The sequence below is a fragment of the Nodosilinea sp. E11 genome (assembly GCF_032813545.1).
In the GTDB taxonomy this organism is placed as follows: Bacteria; Cyanobacteriota; Cyanobacteriia; order Phormidesmidales; family Phormidesmidaceae; genus Nodosilinea.
Window position 1 is genome coordinate 13,644 of the sequence record NZ_CP136520.1, and the last position, 19,128, is coordinate 32,771.

Sequence of the window (19,128 nt, forward strand, 5' to 3'; positions counted from 1 at the left end):
TGGGGTTGTATGACGCAGAGCGTTCTGGGAATTGACTTAGCGGTGGTGCCCAACCTGGTGGCCCACGATGCCGCCGCGCTGGATTTGGTGACCGAGCGGCGGCCCATTCGCGGCAAGCTGGTGGGCGGCGCGAGGGAGGCGTTTGATCTGAAGACCTTGGGCGATCGCGAGAATTTGGCCCAGGCGCTGCTGCTGCGATTGTTGACCCCGGTGGGTGCTCTGGCCGAGCTGGGCCATGGCAGCTACGGGTCGCGGCTGCACGAGCTGATCGGCGAACGCAAAACCCCTGCCCTGCGCAATCTTTGCCGCGCCTACGTGCTGGAGGTGGTGGCCCAAGAGCCGCGCGTACAAGACAAAGCGGTGGAACTCACCTTTGACCCCGAGGCCGAAACCCTGGACTCCTTTGTCTTTACCCTGGCGGTGCAGCCGGTGCTAGAGGGCGACCCGCTGGTGCTCTCGCTGGAGGTGGGCGTATGAGCTATTCACCCCGACTCTACCCCGACATTGTGCGGGATCTGCTGACTGTTCTCACCGGGGGAACGGTGCGCGAAAGTCTGACCATGCCCGGGGGCGACGACCCAATTTTGCTCAACCGTCGTCCGGTGCGGCGCATTTCTCACCTGCAGGGCCAGGTGGCCGGGCGGCTACCCGATCAGCAGATCGCCTACCGCTTTACACCCGCCGATTTTGAGCTGATTTCTACCACGGGCCGCGAAACCGAGAAGGATGCCATCCGGTTTCGACCAGAGGGACGTCGCCCCATTGCCGGTACGCCGCTAACGGTCAACTACTACCCGATGCAAACCGATCCGGTGCCGGTAACCGATCTCAACGTGGGGTCGGTGGCACGCACCCTAATGGAGACCTTTGGCCGCGAACTGGCGGTCAGCGAACTGAACCTGGAGTTGGTCTACAAATCTGCGTTTTTAGAAACGGCAGAGGGCAACGCCCTCGATCGGGTGGTGGCGCTGGTGGGGGTGACTCGCCTGCCGACGGGCAACCCCGTGGTGCGACTGCGATTTTCTCGCCAAGAGGGGACGGTGGGCCGGATCACCATTCCGGCGGGCACGGCGGTGGTCAGCGCCTCGGGAGCCCGATACCTGACCCTCGATAGCCTGACGCTGGAGCCGGGGGAGACGAGTCGAGACGTGCTGGCGGGGGGCGAAAACCAGGGAACGGAGCCCGTTGAGACCGGGGAACTCAACCGGCCAGAGGTGCTGATTGCGGGCATCGTTGGGGTGACCAATGGGCAACCCGCTCACCGCCTCAGCGTGCCTGAAACCGATGATGACCTGCGCCGCCGCACCCGCAGCGCCCTGACCGGCGCTGTGCGCGGCACCCTGGATGCGATCAGGTTTGGCCTGAAGTCGCTGGAGGGCATCAAAGACGTGGCGATCGCCGATCCGGACACTGACCCCACCCTCCGCCCTGGAGAAATTCGCGTTGAGGTAGCCTACAGCGAAGATACTCCCGCCAAACGGGAGGAAGTGCGTCAGCGACTCGAAGACCTCAAGCCAGCGGGTGTTCGGGTTTTGGTCGGGCGCGCCACCTCGAAACGGCTGGATGTGCGGGTCGAAAAACTGGTGCTGGCAGGCAGTAGTCTGCCCGCCGCAGAGCAAACCAGCGTGGTCGAAACCCTGAAGCAGCGCCTGCTGGGCTACTTCAGCCAGATTGCTCCGGGGGGGCAAATTCGCCGCGCTCAGCTGCTAGCGATCGCCCTGAGCGACGCCCGCATTGTCGACGCCACCCTTCGCCTGGTGCCCGAGGGCGGCACGGCGGTAGACGACCTCACCCTGGGCAGTGGTGAGGTGCTGGAGGTGACCAGCGATCGCATTCAAATTCAGACGATTAAGTACGAGCGGGCGGCGGCGGCGACAGCGGCCACCACCACCACCGTCAGCATTGTGCTGCCTGTGCATTTGCTGCCCGGCGTGACGGTTGCCAATGCCACCACCGCCATCAACGCTGCGGTGACCAGCCACGTGCAGGGGCGCAATGCCAATGCGCCGCTGACCGTAGACGGGCTGGCTGCCACCATTCGAGACGAGAGCCGCTTTGCCCTGATTCGCCATGAGGCCACGATCACCTTAGAAACCGCCGATCGCCGCTTCCTACAGCTGCGTGACGGCGTTGGTGAATATCGCCCCGCCCCGGTGGAAACCCTACAGATCGACGCGATTGAAATTGATGTGCGGGAGGGCCAGGTCTGATGACACACCTCAAGGCCATGGTCAATCGACTGCCGCTGCTCTACCGCAACGGCGAACTGGTGGAGGACATGCTCGCCGTCCCCGCCGTAGAGCTGGACATTTTGGATGAGGAGGCCCTGGAGGTACAGCGCGCCCACTGGTTTGATGCGGCGCTCACCCTGGAGGAAGCGGGGAAACTGGCGGCAGTGCTCGACCTTGCGCCAGAACCCTGGCAAGACCTGGGGGAATTTCGCGCCTGGGTTCATGCCCTGCGGAATGCGCGATTGCAGGATGGGTCAGTGACCCAGCGGGCGATCGCCAACTTTGTCGCCGACTATGTGCGTCGCTACCAGGCCGCCGTGGGCATTCGCGCCATTCCGCCGATCAATCGCTGGCAGGTGAGCACCGCCATCTACGGCGATGACATCACCCCGCCCCCCGATCCGCTGGCCCTGGGGCGGCAAGTCCACCGCCTGGGGCCAGCTATTGTCGATACGCCGCCCAAACGGCAGTATGAGCGCATTCCTTTGGCCGGTGGGCTACAGCCGTTGCAGTCGTTTGAGCTCGTCAACGACGGGCTGGATGACAGCCGCCTGGGGCTGTTGCTCACGGGGCTGGCCGATGGCCCTGAGCATGTGCCCCTGGTGGTGAATGTCACCACGGGGGAGGGGCTGCTCTTTTTGGGCGAAGTACCCCCTGGCCAGCGCCTCTGGCTGCGCCCCAACCCCGACGGCAGCGTCACCGCCGAGCTAGAAAAGCGCGATGTCACGGCCCAACTCCGGTCGATTGCCAACCTCCAGCCGGGGGTGCCCTGGACGCCCGAACAGCTCCGCGACCCGATCGCCCTCACCCTCCGCTCTGGGGCCAACACCCTCTGGTTTCTGCCCGTGGCCCACTACGACCAGCGCGGCCTCGATCGCTTCCTGTTCTCGCTGCCCGACCTGCTGCTGCACCAGGGGCTCTATGACCAGGTCAACTTTGACCAGGCGCTGTTCTACCAGGAGCCCGCGATCGCGCTCCAGGCCACCTGGATTGAGACCCAACCCGCCCGCTTCTCGGTGCAGTTACCCGCCGCCGCCCTTGCCCACCCACCGGGCGCGGTGCAAGCGGCGATCGCCAGCTATGACGAACTGCACGCCTCCCTCAACCAGGGGGTGGCCAAACTCAAACCCGCCGGAGTAGCCGCCCATGTGGAGTTCCAGGTGTTTAGCGAAATCCAGGCCCAGGCGGACTATATGACCGGGGTGTCGCCCATTCAGATTCAAGAGATCGGGCCAACCGGCAGCGATCAGCTGCTGGAGGTGGGCGGCCTGTTTAGCGTGACCGAATTTGACGATTCTACATTTCGCTGAGGGAGGGAAAAGACCCGCCATGCGCGCCAAATTGCGACTTGAATTGACCAATCCTCAGGGCTGCATCCTAGCGGTTCGGGAGGAATACAACTCCGTCATGCAAGGGGGGGCTGAGCTGATCGCCAACCTGATGGCCGGACGCGGTGCCCCCATTACCCACATGGGCGTCGGCACCAGCGACAGCCCCGAAACCGGCACCTTTGACACCCCCCAATTGACCAATGTCGCTGTGGGGGACGTTCCTCCGCTTGAGTCGCCCACCGAAATTGCCCTCCCTCCCGACGCCTTCGCCGCCCCCCAGCTCGACGAAACCCGGCGGGTAGTGCGCGTCCGGATCCGCAGTACCCTGCCTCCCGCCGCCGCCGTCGGCACCATCCGCGAAGCCGGGCTGCTCTCCCGCCAGGACGACAGTGCCATTCTCTACAACCGGGTCATCTTTGCCCCGCTGGTCAAAAACGACGACCACGAACTCACCCTCTTCTGGGAAGTCAGCTTCCCCTACGGAGACTTGCAGTGGTTGCTCTAAGGGTGAATGGGTGGGCAGGTAGATAAGTTCAACGGCCCCCACCCTTCACCCCCTCACCCCTTCACCCCCTCACCCCTCACCCCTTCACCCCCTCACCCACCCCTATGAAAAGCAGCTTTAGCATCCAACTCCAGGGCTACGCCGCCGCCAACCGAGACGCCACGGTGCGCCTGGTCAATCAGGCGACCGGCACCGTTGTGGAGCGATCGCCCTTCTTAGACGGCAGTTTACTGGTGCGCGACCTCGACCCCGGCCCCTACGAGGTCGAGGTGCGTCACCCCAACTTGATCCAGCCGATTGATCGACGGCTGATTCGCCTGTTTCCCCAGCCGACGCCGACGCGAATTACGATTCCGGTACCCCAGGAGCTGTTTCGAGATACGCCCATTCGCGACATCCCCGATGCCGATCTGGCTCCGGTGCAGCAGGTGGCCGCCGATGTGCGGCGACGGCTGGAGCCCGTGGGCGGCAAAAGCCCAGGGGAAGCCATTCGGGCGGCAGACTGGAATGTGATGGTGGCCGCCGTCAGCGATCTGGCCGGGGCGATCGGCGAACTGACCCAGCTGGTGGCCCCCAAGGGCCACGACCATCCCGAAATTGCCGAAAAAATCGACGAGGTGCAGGGCAACCTGCGGCGCTTTGCCGAAGCCTTTGGCAAAAGCCTGCTGGAGATTCGTCGCGAGCTAGAAACCGCCAACCTCGACAAAACCGTGAACGATGTGCTCGACCTGGGCGGCGCTACCCCGGCCATTCGCGATCGCCTCAGGGGCCGGGTGCAAGATCTCAAGGATGCCGTGCGGGCCGACCCGTCGGTGTTTACCGGCAAGCTGGCGATCGCCAGCAACCTAATCTTGACCGAGGTGCAGCAGATGGCGGTGTCCCAGGGCGACAACGCCGATACCTTCCTCAGTCAGGAGTCGGTGAAACAGCTGACCACCAAGGCGCAGCAGTTTTCCCAGGCGGGTACCCAGATTCGCGCCGACTCAGAACTCCAGGTCTACCAGCGAGCCGGGGCGGCCAGCGGAGCCACATTGTTTAACTTCCAGGGTTTGAGAGGATAAGCCATGCCAACCGTTGCCGAGTTAGAACGCTTACAAGCCCTGATTTCGCGGCTCACGCCCCTGGCCCAGCGGCAGCGGGGTGAGCTGATCCAGGCGCAGGATTGGAATGCGCTGGTAGGCGTGGTGATCGAGGTGGCGCGGGCCGTGCTGGCCGAGGCCGCCCCCGACGCGGTGCCGCCCCACGAGCACCCCGACCAGGTCAAACTGGCCTGGCTCGACCCACGGCTGCGCACCCTGCTCGAAAAGGGGCCACTCAGCGATCCGGGCTCAACGGCCAAGCTCTCGGAGCTAGAGCGCCGCATTAACCGCGTCCCCACCCAAGTGACCGATTTAAAAGACGACCTACAAACCTTCCGTAACCAGATCAACAGCCTGGTCAGCCGTGACCTGCAACGCGAGTCTGACCTAACCGTGGTGCGCCGCCAGTTTGAGGGGTTGCCCAACACCCGCGACGACATTCTCACCCTGCGGGAAGACCTGAGCGGCATGCGAACCAATGTGCAGCGGGTGCTAGAGCTGAGCGACAGTCTCACCGTCAACGGGCAGCCGGTCGATTTTGAGACCGTCACCAACCGCATCAACAGCCTGGAGTCGTTTCGGGAACGGCTGCGCACCCCGACGGGAGACTTCTTAGATGCCACCCGCCTAGAACAGCGCCTGACCGAACTGACCAACACCCTGGTCACCGAGGCAGAGCTAGATGCTGCCTTTAATAGCCGCCCCGGCCGCATCAGCGACGCCCAGGTGGGAGATCTGCGGGCTCAGCTAACCGCCTCGCTGGCTAACGATCTGCGGGTTTCTACCGGCCAGCTGCGGCAAGAGCTCCAGACCGATGTGGCCAATCGGCTGGCCCAGGTGGATGGGCTGGTATCCCAGGCGATCGCCGGTTCCCTGCCAAGCATTAGTGAATCGGTCTTGGGGAGCATTCGGGCTGAGGTCAATGCCAATCTGCAAAGCCAGCTGGAGGGCTTTCAAACGGGCCTCGACCAGCGCTTCACCGCCGTGGAAGGCCGCCTGGCCCAAACCCTGGGGCAACAGGCCGAGGGGCTGGTCGCCGCCGCCCTCGATCGCCAGTTGCCTGACCGGCTCGGCCAGCTTCAGAGCAACCTGGCGGGGCTGGCTCAGCAGTTTACCCAGCTTCAGACCCAGTTGCGCGAACAAACCACTCGCCTGGGCGGCCTCGACAGCCGCCTTGGCCAGTTTGACACCCGCTTGCAGGGGCTGGATAGCCGGATTGAGGGTCGGTTTGGGCAGTTGAGCGAGCAGACCAGGGTGCAGGTGGGTGAGGCGATCGCGCCCCTGCGCGACGAGCTGCGCTCAGAACTGGGGGCGATCGCCCGGGAGTCTGCCGTGGTCGAGAGCCGCGCCGCCCTCAGCGAGGTGCGGGGTGACCTGCGCGGCGTAGTGCAGAACGAGCTGGCCGCCCTGACGCCCCAGTTCCGATCAGCCTTTGTCACTCGCGAGGATCTGGGGGCTTTGCGGACGGAGTTTCAACAGACGGGGGCGACCAAGGCCGAATTGGGGGCCTTGCAGACTGAGGTACGGCAGACCTTTGTGACGCGCACCGACCTCAATACGTTTCAGACCCAGTTTTCACAAACGATGACCACCCAGGTCAACCAGTTGGTCAACACCCGCATTCCCGCGGTGGTGACCCGGGAGCTGGAGCGCAGCACCGTCAACCTGCCTAACCTGGTCGATCGGGCAGTGACAGAACGCATGAGGGAACTGTAGCCGCCATGATTCGTGAGTTTGAACTGCGGCTAGCGGAGGTGCTCGGGGGGCGATTGGCGGCTCCCTTTGGGGGGCGGGTTGAGGTCACCCCCGGCAGTGGGGGCAGCGCGAACCCTCGACTCTTGGTGGGCGTGCGCCAGGCAGAGCCCGTCGAGCCTGAGTTTGGCAGCGTGCGGCCCGAGATCGTGCCCGGTTCAGACGATTTTCGGCGCATCCTGCGGTTGCAGTGCGAAGTGGCGATCGCAATCTTTGCGGCCAACAACCAGGGGCGATCGCAACAGATGCAGGGGCTCGATGCCGCCCTCTACGCCCTAAACAATCCAGATTTTCAGGATGGCACCGCGCTGCGGGGGGGCACCGATCCGGGGTTCTTGATTCAGCAGCTGCAATGGCTTGAAGCGTCAACGGTGCCCCCCGGCCCCGGCCCGGGCCCTGCCCCCGTGACGCTCACCCTCAGGGCGACGGGCTGGTTTTGGCCGGTGGGCGTGGTGGGCGAAGCCGGGCGAGAGATTGGCGAAATTCGGGTGCGCGGTGTGGCACTGCCCCTGGCGATCGCGCCCGCTAACCCCCGCCTGGTGGCGGGCGGTGACCCGGTGGATCTGGCCCTACAGGTGGGGTTTGCCCAGGGGTTGCAGCTGCGCGCCAGCGAACCCGCCGCCGCCTTGCCCTTTGATCGGCTGGCCATGACCCTGGCGGGGGCGGGCGGTCGCCCCGGTGCGGGCAGCCTCACAGGCGGCAGTGATGGGGTGGCTGGAGTGCGGCTGGTGACGGTGGCCGAGGGCCTGGCCACGATTCGCTATGCGCCCCCCGCCGAGGCCACGAGGGATGAACTGGTCGTGGGGTTAGAGGATGGGGCCGGGCAGGTGGGCGTTGAGCTGGGGCGGTTTCCCCTGGTGGTGAGGGCAACATGAGAGCTGATTTTCAACTGGGGCAGCAAGACCGACGGGTCGTTGTCGGCATTGATGATTTGGCAGAGCGGGTGACGTCGCTGCTCTTGCCCGCCATCGACCTGCCCGCCGCAGGCCAGGCGATCGCCGTCAACTGGGCACCCGTCCCCGGCGCGAGCCGAGCGGTGGTGGCGTCGGCCACGGTGCAGGTTGGCTCAGCGGCGTTGACCCAATCCCTTGGGATTCTGTCTAGCCGAGCGGCGGGGAACGGGTTTGAGATCTCGATTCCCCAGAGCAAACGCATCACCAGCCTGAACCTGAAGGGCTTGCAGTACAAAGACGATGGGGGTACCTGGGTCGACGTCACCGGAGCCGCCCAACTGGGGGATGGGGCGCGGCTGCTGGTGTCAATGCCCAACCCGGCGGGGGGCTGGCTAGTGCTCTACGCCGTACCCGCTGTGGGGCCGCGAGGGGCAATTCCGGCGCTCTTTACCGGGGCCAGCTTTAGCAACCGCACCTTGACCCTGCCGGGCACGATGGCCGCCAGTCGACTGCGCCTTACCCTCGTCAAAAATGCCGCCCCTCAAGACTTTCAAGAACGGGAGATGCGGCTGGGGGAGGTGACGGGCTGGGCAAAAATTTTGCCGAAGAATCTACAACTGCTCGACCCCGAGGGCACCGCAATCTGGGCCTTTGCCAACGAATTCCCGCTCGATGCCCCCGTGGCCGAGATCGATCTCACGGCTCCCCTGACCATCGCCCTAGAACAGCGGCTCAAGGCCAACCAGTCCCCCAGCGTCACCTTTTTGCTCAAGGGAGATACCCCCAGCCGAGTGCGCTTTGGCACCTCCGCCATTCAGGGTGCCCTGGTGCGAGAGTTCCCCGGCGTCACCACCGTGGCCCTACGAGGAGAATCTCACCCCCTCCCCCTCGACCCCAAGCGGCTGAAAACGTCCCTTGCCGCCGAAGTACCGGGTCTGGCGATCGCAGATCTAACCCTTCACTACGAGGGCATCCGCCTGCTAGAGACCGTTGCCGACGACATGCCCAGCGCCAGTGAGGCGATCGCAGGCGTAGTCGTAGCCGCAGACCCGGTGGTGCGATCGCTGCCCCCGGCGGTACTCCACCCGTCAACAGCCCCAACCCTGGCACCGGTAAAAGTTGGCCTGATCGGTCGGGCTCCGGTGGCCTGCGAGATCTCCGTCTCGCTGGTAGATATGTCGTCGGGGTCACCGGGAATTGTGTTGGCCCGACCGGGGGTGCGTCAGCTGGGGGCCAGCCGCGACCTTGCCCTGGTGTGGGTTGACCTGCCCTGGCTCGATGACCCAACCCTGCCCGCCCCCACCGTGCCGGTGGGCATTTCGGTGCGGGCCAACCAGGGGCGGTTTTTCTGGGTGCAGCGCCCGGTGCCGCTGGTGAAGCTGGCGGTGCGAGATGCCCAGCCGGGCAATCGCCCCCTCCTGCTCAACGGTCAACGGCTGCTCAATATTGCCAAAACCGACCAGCATCTCCCCGGCTTTAGCTGGCCAGTGGCGGCCTTTGCCCAACAGCCGCCGCGCTTCAGCAGCCATCTGTTTCTCACCCTTGATGTGTCTGACCTGGTCTTGAGGTACCCTCGATGACGCTCTTAGAAGACCTGCAAAGCCTTGATCTCTCGGCCATTGTCAACGCCCGCGCTGACATCACGGTGTCGATCAATAGCCCCCAGCTCCAACAGGTCTTGCAGGGGGGTGCGGGGGAAACGGCGCTGGGCAGCCTGTCAGAGGCGATTGAGACCCTGAGAACGGCGGCGGACAACCCCACGGCGCTGCTGCAACCGCTGATGGCGGCGATCGCCACGCTCCTAGAGCCGCTCAACATCGATGGCGTACCCATTGGCCAGTACGTGGAAGCGGTGCGCGACGGCACCACGCTGATTCTTAGCTTGTTTGAGGGCATCGACCGCGACCCCGCCATTTTGGGGCGGAGTTTGGGGCTATCGCTCAGCGGCACCCTCAGCCTGCTGAAGGCGGGCAGTCAGGGCTACGTGCAGGCGGGGGGCGATGCCCTGGGGCAGTTTCGCTACCTGATCGATACGGTGGAACGGGGCATGCCGACGGATCCGACAGCGCTGGCTGAGCTGGCGATCGAGATTCTGCTGCCCTTCCCCAAAGCCGGGCTGGTGCAGGTGCGCCAGAACCTAGACGGCATTTTTGCCGCCGCGCAGAGCATTGCGCTGCCCACTGGCCGCACTGCTGGCGTGGTCGATGCCCTGAATGCGATCGCCCTGGCCGCCGAAGCGGGCGATCGTCGCCAGGTGGAGGCGGGGCTGGCGCTGCTGGCGCGGGTGCGCGAAAACACGCTGACGGTGCTGCGCCGTGACCTGCAATCGGTCTACCAGCAGATCAACCGCATTGATTTGAACCTGGTGCTGCGGCCCCTCGACCAGATCAGCGGCACCCTGCGCAGTGCCGAGCAGGGCATTTTAGAATTTATGGATCAGTGGCGCGAACAGCTAGTGCTGGCGCGTAACTTTCTCAATACCCTGACGCCCGAGCAGTTGAGCAGCGGGCTGGGGCAGTGGGTGCAATACCTGGAAGCACTGATCCAGTCTCACGTTGTGGGGCCGCTGGAGGAGCAGGTGCATCAGCTGGAGGCGTGGGTGCGCAGTCTGCTGCGGGAGCTGCCCCTGCGATCGCTGCGGGCGGAGGTGAGCCGCTTTATCCACAGCGCCGCCCAGGCCATTCAAGACCTCGATCTCGACCGCTATGCCCGCGAGGCCAAGGGCCTGCTGCAACAGATTCGCACCACCATCGAAACGGTGGATCTGGGTGCCGAGATGCGCGGCGGGCTGGAGGAGGTGGAATCGACCATTCGCAGCGCCCTGGGTGGGGTCACCACCGCCCTGCAAACCATCGGCGACGCCGTCAACAGCCTGGCGGCAGACGCCCAGGCCATTTTGCAGCGGGTGGCCGATGCCCTGACCCAGTTTAAAGCGGTGATCGACCAGGTGACCGCCGCCATCAACGGGTTAGACATCGAGGCGGCCACCGACCAAATTATCACCAGCATTGTCGAGCTGCGCGAGAGCGCGGAGGAGCTGCTGAGCGGGGCGGCGCTGCCGGAGCCCCTGCGCGCCGTCGTACAGCAGCTGATCGAGTTTCTCGAAGGCATCGACTTTGAGGTGGTGTTTCAACCCGTGCGCGATGCGGTGGGTCAGTTCAACCTGCCCGATGAGGTGCGCAACGGCATTTCAGAGGGCTTGCAGGCGGCGCGAGATGCGATCGCCAACCTGATTCCCGCCAATCTGATCGAGTCCATCGAAGCCGAGATCCAGGCTGCCTTTGAGCAAATTCGCAGCTTTGACCCGTCTAGCTTGCTGGCGGGCGTGACGGGCTATCTGGATGAGGCGGTTTCGTTTCTAGAAGACCTCGACCCCACCCCAGTCATCGCTGACATCCGTCAGCCCTTCCAGGCGGTGCTGGATGCGATCGATGCCGTGGAGCCGGGAATGTTGCTTCAGCCGGTGGTGCAGGCCTACGACGATCTGCTGGGCAACCTATCGCTGCCCTCTCCCGAAACCGTGGTGCAGAGCACCAGCGACGCCATCGGCAACGTGGGCGAAACCCTGTCGCGCACGGTGGTAAGCCCGATTCAACAGCTGGCTCCCGAGGGCAGCGTCTCCCTCGATGCGCCCCCGGTTAACCCCGCCGCTACTCCCCCCGCCCCAGACCTGCCCGAAGACCTGCGGGCAGGGGATGTGGTGCGCATGTTTGGCTACCTGCCCAACAAATTGCGGGAGGCGCTAACGGCTCTGACAGCAGGCCCGGCGGGGGAGGTGCTGCGCCAAATCGATGGCCTCAGCGGCGGGCTGGCCCGCGACCTGCGCCAGCTTCAGGCCCGCCTGTGGGATCTGGAGGCCAGTCTACAGCGCGGCCTGGATGATCTGCTGATTCCCGTTGGCCCCGCCCAGTTGCGGGCTCAGCTGGCGGTGCAGGCCAACCTGGCGGGCGGCAGTTTTAACGTCGAAGGGGCGCTGGGGGCGATCGCCCAGGTGGGGCCAGGGGCCTTGCGCAGCGCCCTCGCCGCCGAGGTGCAGCAAACCAAAGGGCAGGTGGGCAGCCTGGCGGCGATCGCCGGAGGGTCGCTGGGAGCATCGATAGAAACCGCCGCCACCGCTCTGGAACGCTGCCGCCTGACCAGCCTAGGCGGCAGTCTCGACAGCCTGCTGGCCGCCCTCGACCCGGAGCCGATCGCCCTGGAGATGGATGACCTGGTGGCCTCCGCCCTGCGGCGAGCCTCCCAGGTTTTGCCCACCCTCAATGCCGAGCTGCCCCGGCTGGTGCAGCGCATTCAATCGCTGATTGAAACCATCAACCCCGGTGCCCAGGCGCAGCGCTTTCTAGCGGTGGTGTCGGTGCTGCGCGACGAGCTGGATGTGCTGAACCCCCGTCGGCTGGTGGCGGAGCTGGGAGAAGTTCACGCCGCCCTGCGCGCTACCCTCGCCGCCTACGACCCCGCCATCTTTGCCCAGGAGCTGAAGGCGGTGCTGGATAGCGTGATTGCCTCGGTGCGATCGCTCAACCCCGCCGCCCTGCTGGGGGATCTCTCCTTTTTAGACGACATTCTCGACCAGCTGGAGGCCGCTCTGCCCACCCAGGCTCTGGCGGGCGTGGGGGCCTCGCTGACGGCGATCGGCGATCGCCTCAATGCCCTCAACCCCACGGCGCTGCTCGATGCCGTCGAAGCGCTGGGGCCACGCCTGGTGGAATCCTTTGAGGAAGCGGTCGAAGCCATTCGCCGGGAGCTGATCAACCTGTTGGCGGCGCTGCGCTATGCCAGCGGTAGCGCCAGCGCATCTGTAACCGTGGAGGTGTAGCCATGACCCGCGACATCCAGACCTTTCCGATTCCCGGTAGCGATGGGCTGCTGGTCTATGAGCGCGATGGGGAAACCGGGCAGCTGCTGCGCCTGCACTGCAACGGCACCCCCTACCTAGAGCAGGCGGGCGATCGCCGCATACTAGGTGATGGGCTAGTCACATTCTCTGAGGTGATGCTGCCCAGCGGGCTGCTGCGCCACGGGCAGACCGCCCACCAGCGCTGGACGGAGACCTACCGCTGGGACGAGGCCGGACGCCCGGTGTGGATCGACGGCGTCGAGGTGCGGCGCGATGGGCAGCAGCGGGTCACCGCCTGCCTCAGCGACCAGGGCAACTGGTTCTATGCCTACGCCAGCGACCAGCTGGTGGCGATCGCCAGCCCAGCGGGGACGCGGCACCTGACCTACGATGCCCAGGGTCGCCCGGTGCGCCTGCGGCAGGCCGATGCGGTGCAAACCCTGGCCTACGACGGCGGGGGCGATCGCATCGGTACCACGCCCCCACCCACCCACTGGCACCGCGACCACCTGGGTCGACTCTGGGTGGTCAAAGACCCCCAGGGGCGCGTTCAGACCACCTACCTCTGGAATGGCTTTGCCTGTCTGGGGCGCATCGATGGCCCACCGGGCGAGCCGCTCAGCGCCGCCTTTTCCCTCGACCCCTCGGGCACCCCCGTGCGCGAAATTCGGCGCGATCGCGTCACCGCCATCCCCCGCGACGCCTTTGGCGAAAATTTGCTGCACCATGCCGGGGTGCCGGGGCTCTATGGCGGCGGTGTCTGGCAGGGCAGGGTGTACTTGCGATCGCGCAGCCTTGACCCCCTGACTGGGTGCTTCACCGCCCCCGACCCCTGGCATGGTCGCCCCACCGACCCCCGCCGCGCCGACGGATATACTGGCCCCCTCACCGTCGAGGCGGTGGCCAGTGGCCCCTACACCCTCTGTCAGCACGACCCGATCGGGCGGGCCGACCCCACCGGAGAAATCTCGATTCCGCTGATTTTGAGTGACCTCACCTGGTCGCTGCAAAACAACCTGGTGAGCTGGCTGGGGATGGACTTTTGGCTGAATTTCATCATGTCGGTGGGGCTGATTGTGCCGCCCTTGGTCACCGACTGGGGCAGCCGGTTTATCGACTCCGACGGGCTGGGCAGCAGCGATCGCCTGGGGTCGTTTGGGGTGCGTCGCGACGGGTTTGTTGGCACCTTTCAGCAAGGGGGCGAGCGCGCCTGGACGTTTCAGCACATCATCTGGGCCAACCGCCGCCTGGCCTTTGAACCGCTGACGCGGGTGCGCGTCTTTGCCCCCGACACCGACTTTCGCCCCACCCTCTACGGCACCCTGTTGAAGGTGGAACCCAGCAATGGGTCGTCTTTTCTGCTGCGAGGCACCGCCCTACCGGGCAATATTCCCCCAGAAACCATCAGTGGCAGGGCCAACACCGACATGCGCCTGCTCAACTGGTCGCGATCGGGCGGCACCGCTGAGGCCGTGGTTCCCGGCTCCCTGGTGCCCCACTTTCCGCGCGGGGGGCTGCACTTTAACCGGGTTCGCGAGACTCTCAGCGGCCCCCAGGCCGGCACCGTGCGCGAACTGGAGGTGTCAGACGGGCTGGGGGTCGGCACCAGCGACACTCGCATCGTGGCGCTGCTGAATGGCACCGGGCTGGGCTTTGTGATCAACGAGTTTGGGCTGCTGCAAGACAGCGGCACCGAGCGGCAAATTGTGGAGGCGATCGCCGTGACCGAAGCCTCGGGGCAAACCCGCCTCCGCCTCGATCGCGACAGTCCCACCCTGGTGAACCCCGTCACCCTGCGGCGGTTGGGCGCGCCCCAGGCCACCGATACTGGCGTGGGCAGCGTCTCCCCGACCCTTTTGAATGCGGTGGGCACGACCGCCGCCTACGCCGCTGGCGACCCGCTGCGCATTACCCAAACCACCGATGAGGCAGCGCTGGTGATTGACCGCTTAGAGGCCCAGGTCACGCTGGATGCCGCCTTGCCCGCCACCTTTGCCCCACCCCTGACCGTGGCGATCGCCCAGCTCAGCGGCACCGCCCAGGCGGCCAACCTCACCGCAGCCCAGAGCCTCGATTTTGCCAGCGTCACGCCCCCCAATGTCGGAGATGCGATCGCCGTGACCGGCTCCGGCAATACCCTGGCGGTGCGCGTCACCGCCAACCCTGGGGGCACCGTACGCCAGGTCGATCGCGACCTCACCCGTTTGGGCCTTGGCAGCAGTGTCACCTGGCAACCCCTGGTGCGCGGCGCAGCACTGGGCCAACGCACCGCCGCCCCAGAGGCGGGCACAACCTTGACCTACCAACCCCAGGCCGTGCGCACCGCTCCCGCCACCGGCTTTCTCTGGGTTGAAGACAATGCCGCCAATCCGGCGGTGCGCGCCGTCGCCAGCCGGGTCTACGATGGCCTGGTGCTGGATGGCAACCTGCCCGGCAACCCGGCCAACCCCTACCAGGTGCAGCGCTTTACCTTTGGCGGCGCAGCCCTGACCGTGCTCTCCATCGACCGGGAGGTGGCGATCGCCCTCACCCCGCCCCGCCCCCTCAACGGCGAAGCGCTAATGATTCAGCGGGTTGCGGCCACAGCCATTGGGGCGGTCGCCACCACGGGCACGCCAATCAACGGCATGGCCGTCGCTGGCTCCACCTTGAGCCTCGTCGTCACGCCCACCGCCGCCGCCCTGCCCAACCAGCCTCGCCCGGCTCAGCCCGTGCTGCTGGTCAACGGCGCCAGCCGAGAGTGGGGGCTGGTGCGCCAGGTGATGCTGACGGTGACCTGCGATCGCCCCCTCACGGTGCGCGACCCGGCGGGCAACCCGGCCCTGCGCATCGTGCCCCTGATCGCCGACAGTGCTGCCTATCAAGCCAACCGTCAGTCTGCGTTGACGGTGGCCGTTCAGCCCCGTGTCACGGTCACCGATACGTCGGTTACGCCGCCCCGGGTTGAAGACAAGCGGGTTCACATGCCCGTCTTTCGCGCCGGGGAACTGGTGCAGATCGCCTGGACGGGAGCCGTTCGGCCCCGGCAATATCGCATCAGCGCCGTCGAAGGCACCACCCTGACGCTGACCGGAGACTTAGACCTACAAACTCCTACCCCCACCGCGACGACTCCACCGCCACCGCCCGACATTCCCCCCACAGGGGTGATTCCGGGGCTGACGGTGCAGCGGCTGGCCCCTACCGCTGCGGTGCAGCCCGGAGGAGCAGCGGCCCTATCCGGCAACGCCCACCTGGGCATTCGTGGAGAACCCATTGGCACCGTCAGCGGCGGTACTGTCACCACGAACCAGTTCAAATTTCAGGTCTGGCAACCGGATGTGCTTACGGCTGGCAATAATTTTGCCCTAGTCGATGGCGAGACGGTGTGGCCCCTGCGCATCGACGGGAATGGGAATCGCATTCTAGAGCTGGCTCTGGCCACGGCACCAACAATGGCAGGCCCGATCAGCGTCCAGATTCCGGTGGTGACGCACACCCGCTATGCCACCACCTTTACCCAAGATGGCGCGGCCAGCCTGGTGGCCCGCGAGTTTGGCGGCATCAATACTCAAGATACGGTGGATGCGCTGCCCACGGGCAATGAGCTGGTGCTGGTGGTGCCCTTTCGCCGCGCTACCGAGGGCGATCGCACCGCAGCGGGGCAGCTCAGCCCCGGTACCGTCCGCATTCCCCAAGACCCTGAAAACTGGGAGGTCGATCGCCACCAAAGCCTGGTCGATCACGAACTCAACCACACGCTCCAGAGTGCGCTGTGGGGGCCGCTGCTGCTGGGCTATTTTCCGGTCTGGGCCGTGGAGCTGATCTACGACCTGGCCTCCGGTGTGGCGCTGCCAGACTTTTCGGCCTACGTGCCGGGCGAGATTGTGGAAGAGGGCGACAACCGCTACCTGCACATTCCTGACTTTCGCGGCATTGCCTTTGCCAAAGACGACGACGTCCAAATCACCAACGGCAGCCGCCCCGTCACGCTCAAGCTGGGCGATCGCGATGGCCAGCGGTTTCGCATTACCCGCAGCCGGGCCGAGCTGCCCAACGGAGCCGTCAATGTGCGCCGCTCGCAGAGCGTGGTCGATTGGCCCCTCGATGCGCTGCTGTTTCTCACCCACGGGGGCCTGCTCAACTTTTTTGTGGGCAGCACCTATTCGGGCATTTTGCTGGGCGTCGGCAAACTGTTTTACGCCCTGGGGCGCACCATCGGCGGGCGAGGCGATGTGTTCCCCGCCACCGCCGACCCCGATGGGTTGACCCTGCGGCTCACCACCGATGCGGGGGGAAACGCGGTACGCCCGGCCTCGCGAGTCATCGTCCAGGCCGAGAATGGGTCTGTGGTGCGCGCCGTGGAACGGGTGGAGAGCAATACTCTGACCCTGCGATCGCCCATTCCCTATACCGGCACCGTGCAGGTGGCCCCCTATTCGACCCACACGCCCGACTCCGCCTGGGATTGGCACGACTACTACCCGGCCACGGTGCCCGACCCGGCCCGACCCGCCGCCATTCGCATTGAGGCGGTCAATGGGTCATCTCTATCGCTCCAGACCCTCGATCGGGTAACGGTCACCACGCGCAACATCTCCAAACGCACGGTAGTCACAGCGGTGAATGCGGACGGCACCGTCGAACTACAAGACACCGTGCTGTTTGACCTGGGTGAAGACCGGGAGTTTCGCATTGCCAAGGTGGGCGAAGATGACCCGATGGGCAACACCGACAGCGTGCTGATCCGCGAAGCCGGGATGGACTGGATGCGGTGGATCTTTGACCCCTACGGTCAACTCTACTTCCGCACTCGCCCCGAGCGCGGCTCCTTCTTAGACGTGCTGGGGCGCATTGGCAAATACCTGTTTGGCACCAAAGCCTGGTCGCCCCTGGTGCCCGGCTATTTTTGGTGGGACAACGCCTTTAACCAAAACGGCAATGGCCACCTTTCGATGATGGAGCAGGAGTCATCCCAGGAGAGCGGCGACCTCTACAGCCCCCTGGGCCGCCTGCGCGGCGAGGTCGCCTTTGTGGGCGATATTGCCCGCTACTGGTACTTCATCGTGAACCGTGAAGGCACCGTGCTACAAGGCAATCGCCAGGATATACCCGGCATCGCGATGCAGGATCGGGTGCGGCTGATGCCCTTTGTCACCGCCGAAACCACCACCGATAACCCCAACCGAGGGGCGATCGCCGGCGATGCAACGACGACTCAGCCGGGCAATGCAGTGGCCGATGGGTTTTACCGCAAAGACAATGCCGACCCGACAAACGTGTCGCCCGGTGTGGCCGACCCCGATCGCAGCATCGCTCCGGGCGATCGCGGCTGGATTCCGACCACGCCCCTGCTAGAGCGCTGCCAGGGCATGTACGTCGCCTTTACCCGCCCCGGCGACCACCGCATCACCGTCCAAGAAAATACGGCAACGCCACCCAACATTCCAGGGGCCGAGGATGCCCGCGCCGCCCAGGATGAAGACAAACAAACACTGTTCTATAACCGCACCGTGGCCGATGTCACCGTCGAGGTGGCCGGTCAGGTCGTTGTGGAGAACGGACCCGACCCGATTACCCTGGTGCAAACCCAGCGAGCCACGGTCGTCACTACCCCCAATAGCGATCGCCGCTATACCCCCCTGCTGATCAGCCCCACCACCGGGGCCAACCTCCGGCTTGACGGCGATGACGTCATCGTGGCGCAGGCCCAAAACACAACGGCGGATGAATTAGTGGATGTAGCGCGGGTGTATCGGTTTGACACCGACAGCACCCGCTTTGACGCCGGTGGATTGAATCACCACGGGGTTCACCTGCCCAGCGATTTGTTGATTTCTGTCCGGCGATTTGCGATCGCCGTCACCAATACTCTCCCCATTCGCAGCGCCATTGACCTGGCGGCTAGCAGCACCGTCACCACCAACCGCCATCCTGGCGATGAGGTGTTTGTGCTGGTGCCCACCGCCATCCTCACGCCGCTGACCCTGGGTACAGTCAGCTATCCCGGCGGCGCTCCCCCGTCGGTGACCCATCCTACCCCCACCATCACCGCCGAGACGGTGCCTGCCCCCTTGCAGGGCTTCATCGCCGATGGCGGCATTTTTAAGGTGAGCCTATCAGCCGATGGCCCGCCCGAAGAGACCGCCCAACTGCCCTTTACTGTGCAGGTCGGGCGAGACGGCACCACCGCCACCCTCACCACCAGCCTCACCCTCGAACCCCACTTCCGCTTGATGAATGCCACGGGCTATCAAGTCGCCCGGGGAGCCAGCCTGGCCCTCACCTGCGAGGCGATCGGCGGCGGCCCTGTCAATGCAGCGGCAACCGTTACCCTTTTACCCAATGACAATGGCATCACGCCCACCGTCGCGGGGGCTACGGTCACCCTGGCGATCGCGCCTACGGCCCCCCTAGGCACCCGTCAGATCATCGTCACCGATGCCACAAACCCCAACCGCAAAGCCCGCCGCACAATCGAAGTGACGGCCTAGAACCAATCCGAAACTCTCTTACGCCCA

The 19,128-nt window shown here is 65.2% G+C and carries 10 protein-coding genes; all 10 read left to right on the forward strand.

Features of this window, described 5'->3' with window-relative positions; genetic code table 11:
• Positions 1 to 9 precede the first annotated feature (9 nt).
• The 10 genes from RRF56_RS02785 to RRF56_RS02830 all read left to right on the forward strand — a co-directional run bounded on the left by RRF56_RS02785 (position 10) and on the right by RRF56_RS02830 (position 19,101).
• Complete coding sequence (locus RRF56_RS02785; RefSeq protein ID WP_317036108.1) at positions 10 to 477, forward strand: hypothetical protein; 468 nt, start codon at positions 10 to 12, stop codon at positions 475 to 477.
• A complete protein-coding gene (locus tag RRF56_RS02790; protein WP_317036109.1) occupies positions 474 to 2,210 on the forward strand; it encodes a baseplate J/gp47 family protein in 1,737 nt (578 codons plus the stop codon). The genes RRF56_RS02785 and RRF56_RS02790 overlap by 4 nt, the downstream gene beginning before the upstream one ends.
• Positions 2,210 to 3,541 (forward strand): hypothetical protein, encoded by a 1,332-nt coding sequence (locus RRF56_RS02795; protein ID WP_317036110.1) that lies wholly within the window; start codon positions 2,210 to 2,212, stop codon positions 3,539 to 3,541. The genes RRF56_RS02790 and RRF56_RS02795 overlap by 1 nt, the downstream gene beginning before the upstream one ends.
• A gap of 19 nt (positions 3,542 to 3,560) precedes the next feature.
• Positions 3,561 to 4,067 (forward strand): hypothetical protein, encoded by a 507-nt coding sequence (locus RRF56_RS02800; RefSeq protein WP_317036111.1) that lies wholly within the window; start codon positions 3,561 to 3,563, stop codon positions 4,065 to 4,067.
• A 104-nt stretch (positions 4,068 to 4,171) separates the two neighbouring features.
• Positions 4,172 to 5,128 (forward strand): hypothetical protein, encoded by a 957-nt coding sequence (locus RRF56_RS02805; protein ID WP_317036112.1) that lies wholly within the window; start codon positions 4,172 to 4,174, stop codon positions 5,126 to 5,128.
• Between the two features lie 3 nt (positions 5,129 to 5,131).
• Positions 5,132 to 6,862, forward strand: a complete 1,731-nt coding sequence (locus RRF56_RS02810) for a hypothetical protein (protein WP_317036113.1) — start codon at positions 5,132 to 5,134, stop codon at positions 6,860 to 6,862.
• 5 nt (positions 6,863 to 6,867) lie between these two features.
• Positions 6,868 to 7,773: a hypothetical protein gene (locus RRF56_RS02815; RefSeq protein ID WP_317036114.1), complete on the forward strand. Its 906-nt coding sequence runs from the start codon at positions 6,868 to 6,870 to the stop codon at positions 7,771 to 7,773.
• Positions 7,770 to 9,371: a hypothetical protein gene (locus RRF56_RS02820; RefSeq protein ID WP_317036115.1), complete on the forward strand. Its 1,602-nt coding sequence runs from the start codon at positions 7,770 to 7,772 to the stop codon at positions 9,369 to 9,371. Before RRF56_RS02815 ends, RRF56_RS02820 begins: the two co-directional genes overlap by 4 nt.
• A complete protein-coding gene (locus RRF56_RS02825) occupies positions 9,368 to 12,607 on the forward strand; it encodes a hypothetical protein (RefSeq protein WP_317036116.1) in 3,240 nt (1,079 codons plus the stop codon). The genes RRF56_RS02820 and RRF56_RS02825 overlap by 4 nt, the downstream gene beginning before the upstream one ends.
• A gap of 2 nt (positions 12,608 to 12,609) precedes the next feature.
• The gene (locus RRF56_RS02830; protein WP_317036117.1) at positions 12,610 to 19,101 is read left to right on the forward strand and encodes a hypothetical protein; all 6,492 of its coding nucleotides are present in this window, start codon (positions 12,610 to 12,612) and stop codon (positions 19,099 to 19,101) included.
• The last annotated feature ends 27 nt before the right edge of the window (positions 19,102 to 19,128 follow it).

Excerpts from the sequence above, each read along its gene's own strand:
- RRF56_RS02800 (WP_317036111.1), top strand. The coding sequence starts at position 3,561 with ATGCGCGCCAAATTGCGACTTGAATTGACCAATCCTCAGGGCTGCATC.
- RRF56_RS02805 (WP_317036112.1), top strand. The coding sequence starts at position 4,172 with ATGAAAAGCAGCTTTAGCATCCAACTCCAGGGCTACGCCGCCGCCAAC.
- RRF56_RS02825 (WP_317036116.1), top strand. The coding sequence starts at position 9,368 with ATGACGCTCTTAGAAGACCTGCAAAGCCTTGATCTCTCGGCCATTGTC.
- RRF56_RS02820 (WP_317036115.1), top strand. The coding sequence starts at position 7,770 with ATGAGAGCTGATTTTCAACTGGGGCAGCAAGACCGACGGGTCGTTGTC.
- RRF56_RS02815 (WP_317036114.1), top strand. The coding sequence starts at position 6,868 with ATGATTCGTGAGTTTGAACTGCGGCTAGCGGAGGTGCTCGGGGGGCGA.
- RRF56_RS02810 (WP_317036113.1), top strand. The coding sequence starts at position 5,132 with ATGCCAACCGTTGCCGAGTTAGAACGCTTACAAGCCCTGATTTCGCGG.
- RRF56_RS02830 (WP_317036117.1), top strand. The coding sequence starts at position 12,610 with ATGACCCGCGACATCCAGACCTTTCCGATTCCCGGTAGCGATGGGCTG.
- RRF56_RS02785 (WP_317036108.1), top strand. The coding sequence starts at position 10 with ATGACGCAGAGCGTTCTGGGAATTGACTTAGCGGTGGTGCCCAACCTG.
- RRF56_RS02795 (WP_317036110.1), top strand. The coding sequence starts at position 2,210 with ATGACACACCTCAAGGCCATGGTCAATCGACTGCCGCTGCTCTACCGC.
- RRF56_RS02790 (WP_317036109.1), top strand. The coding sequence starts at position 474 with ATGAGCTATTCACCCCGACTCTACCCCGACATTGTGCGGGATCTGCTG.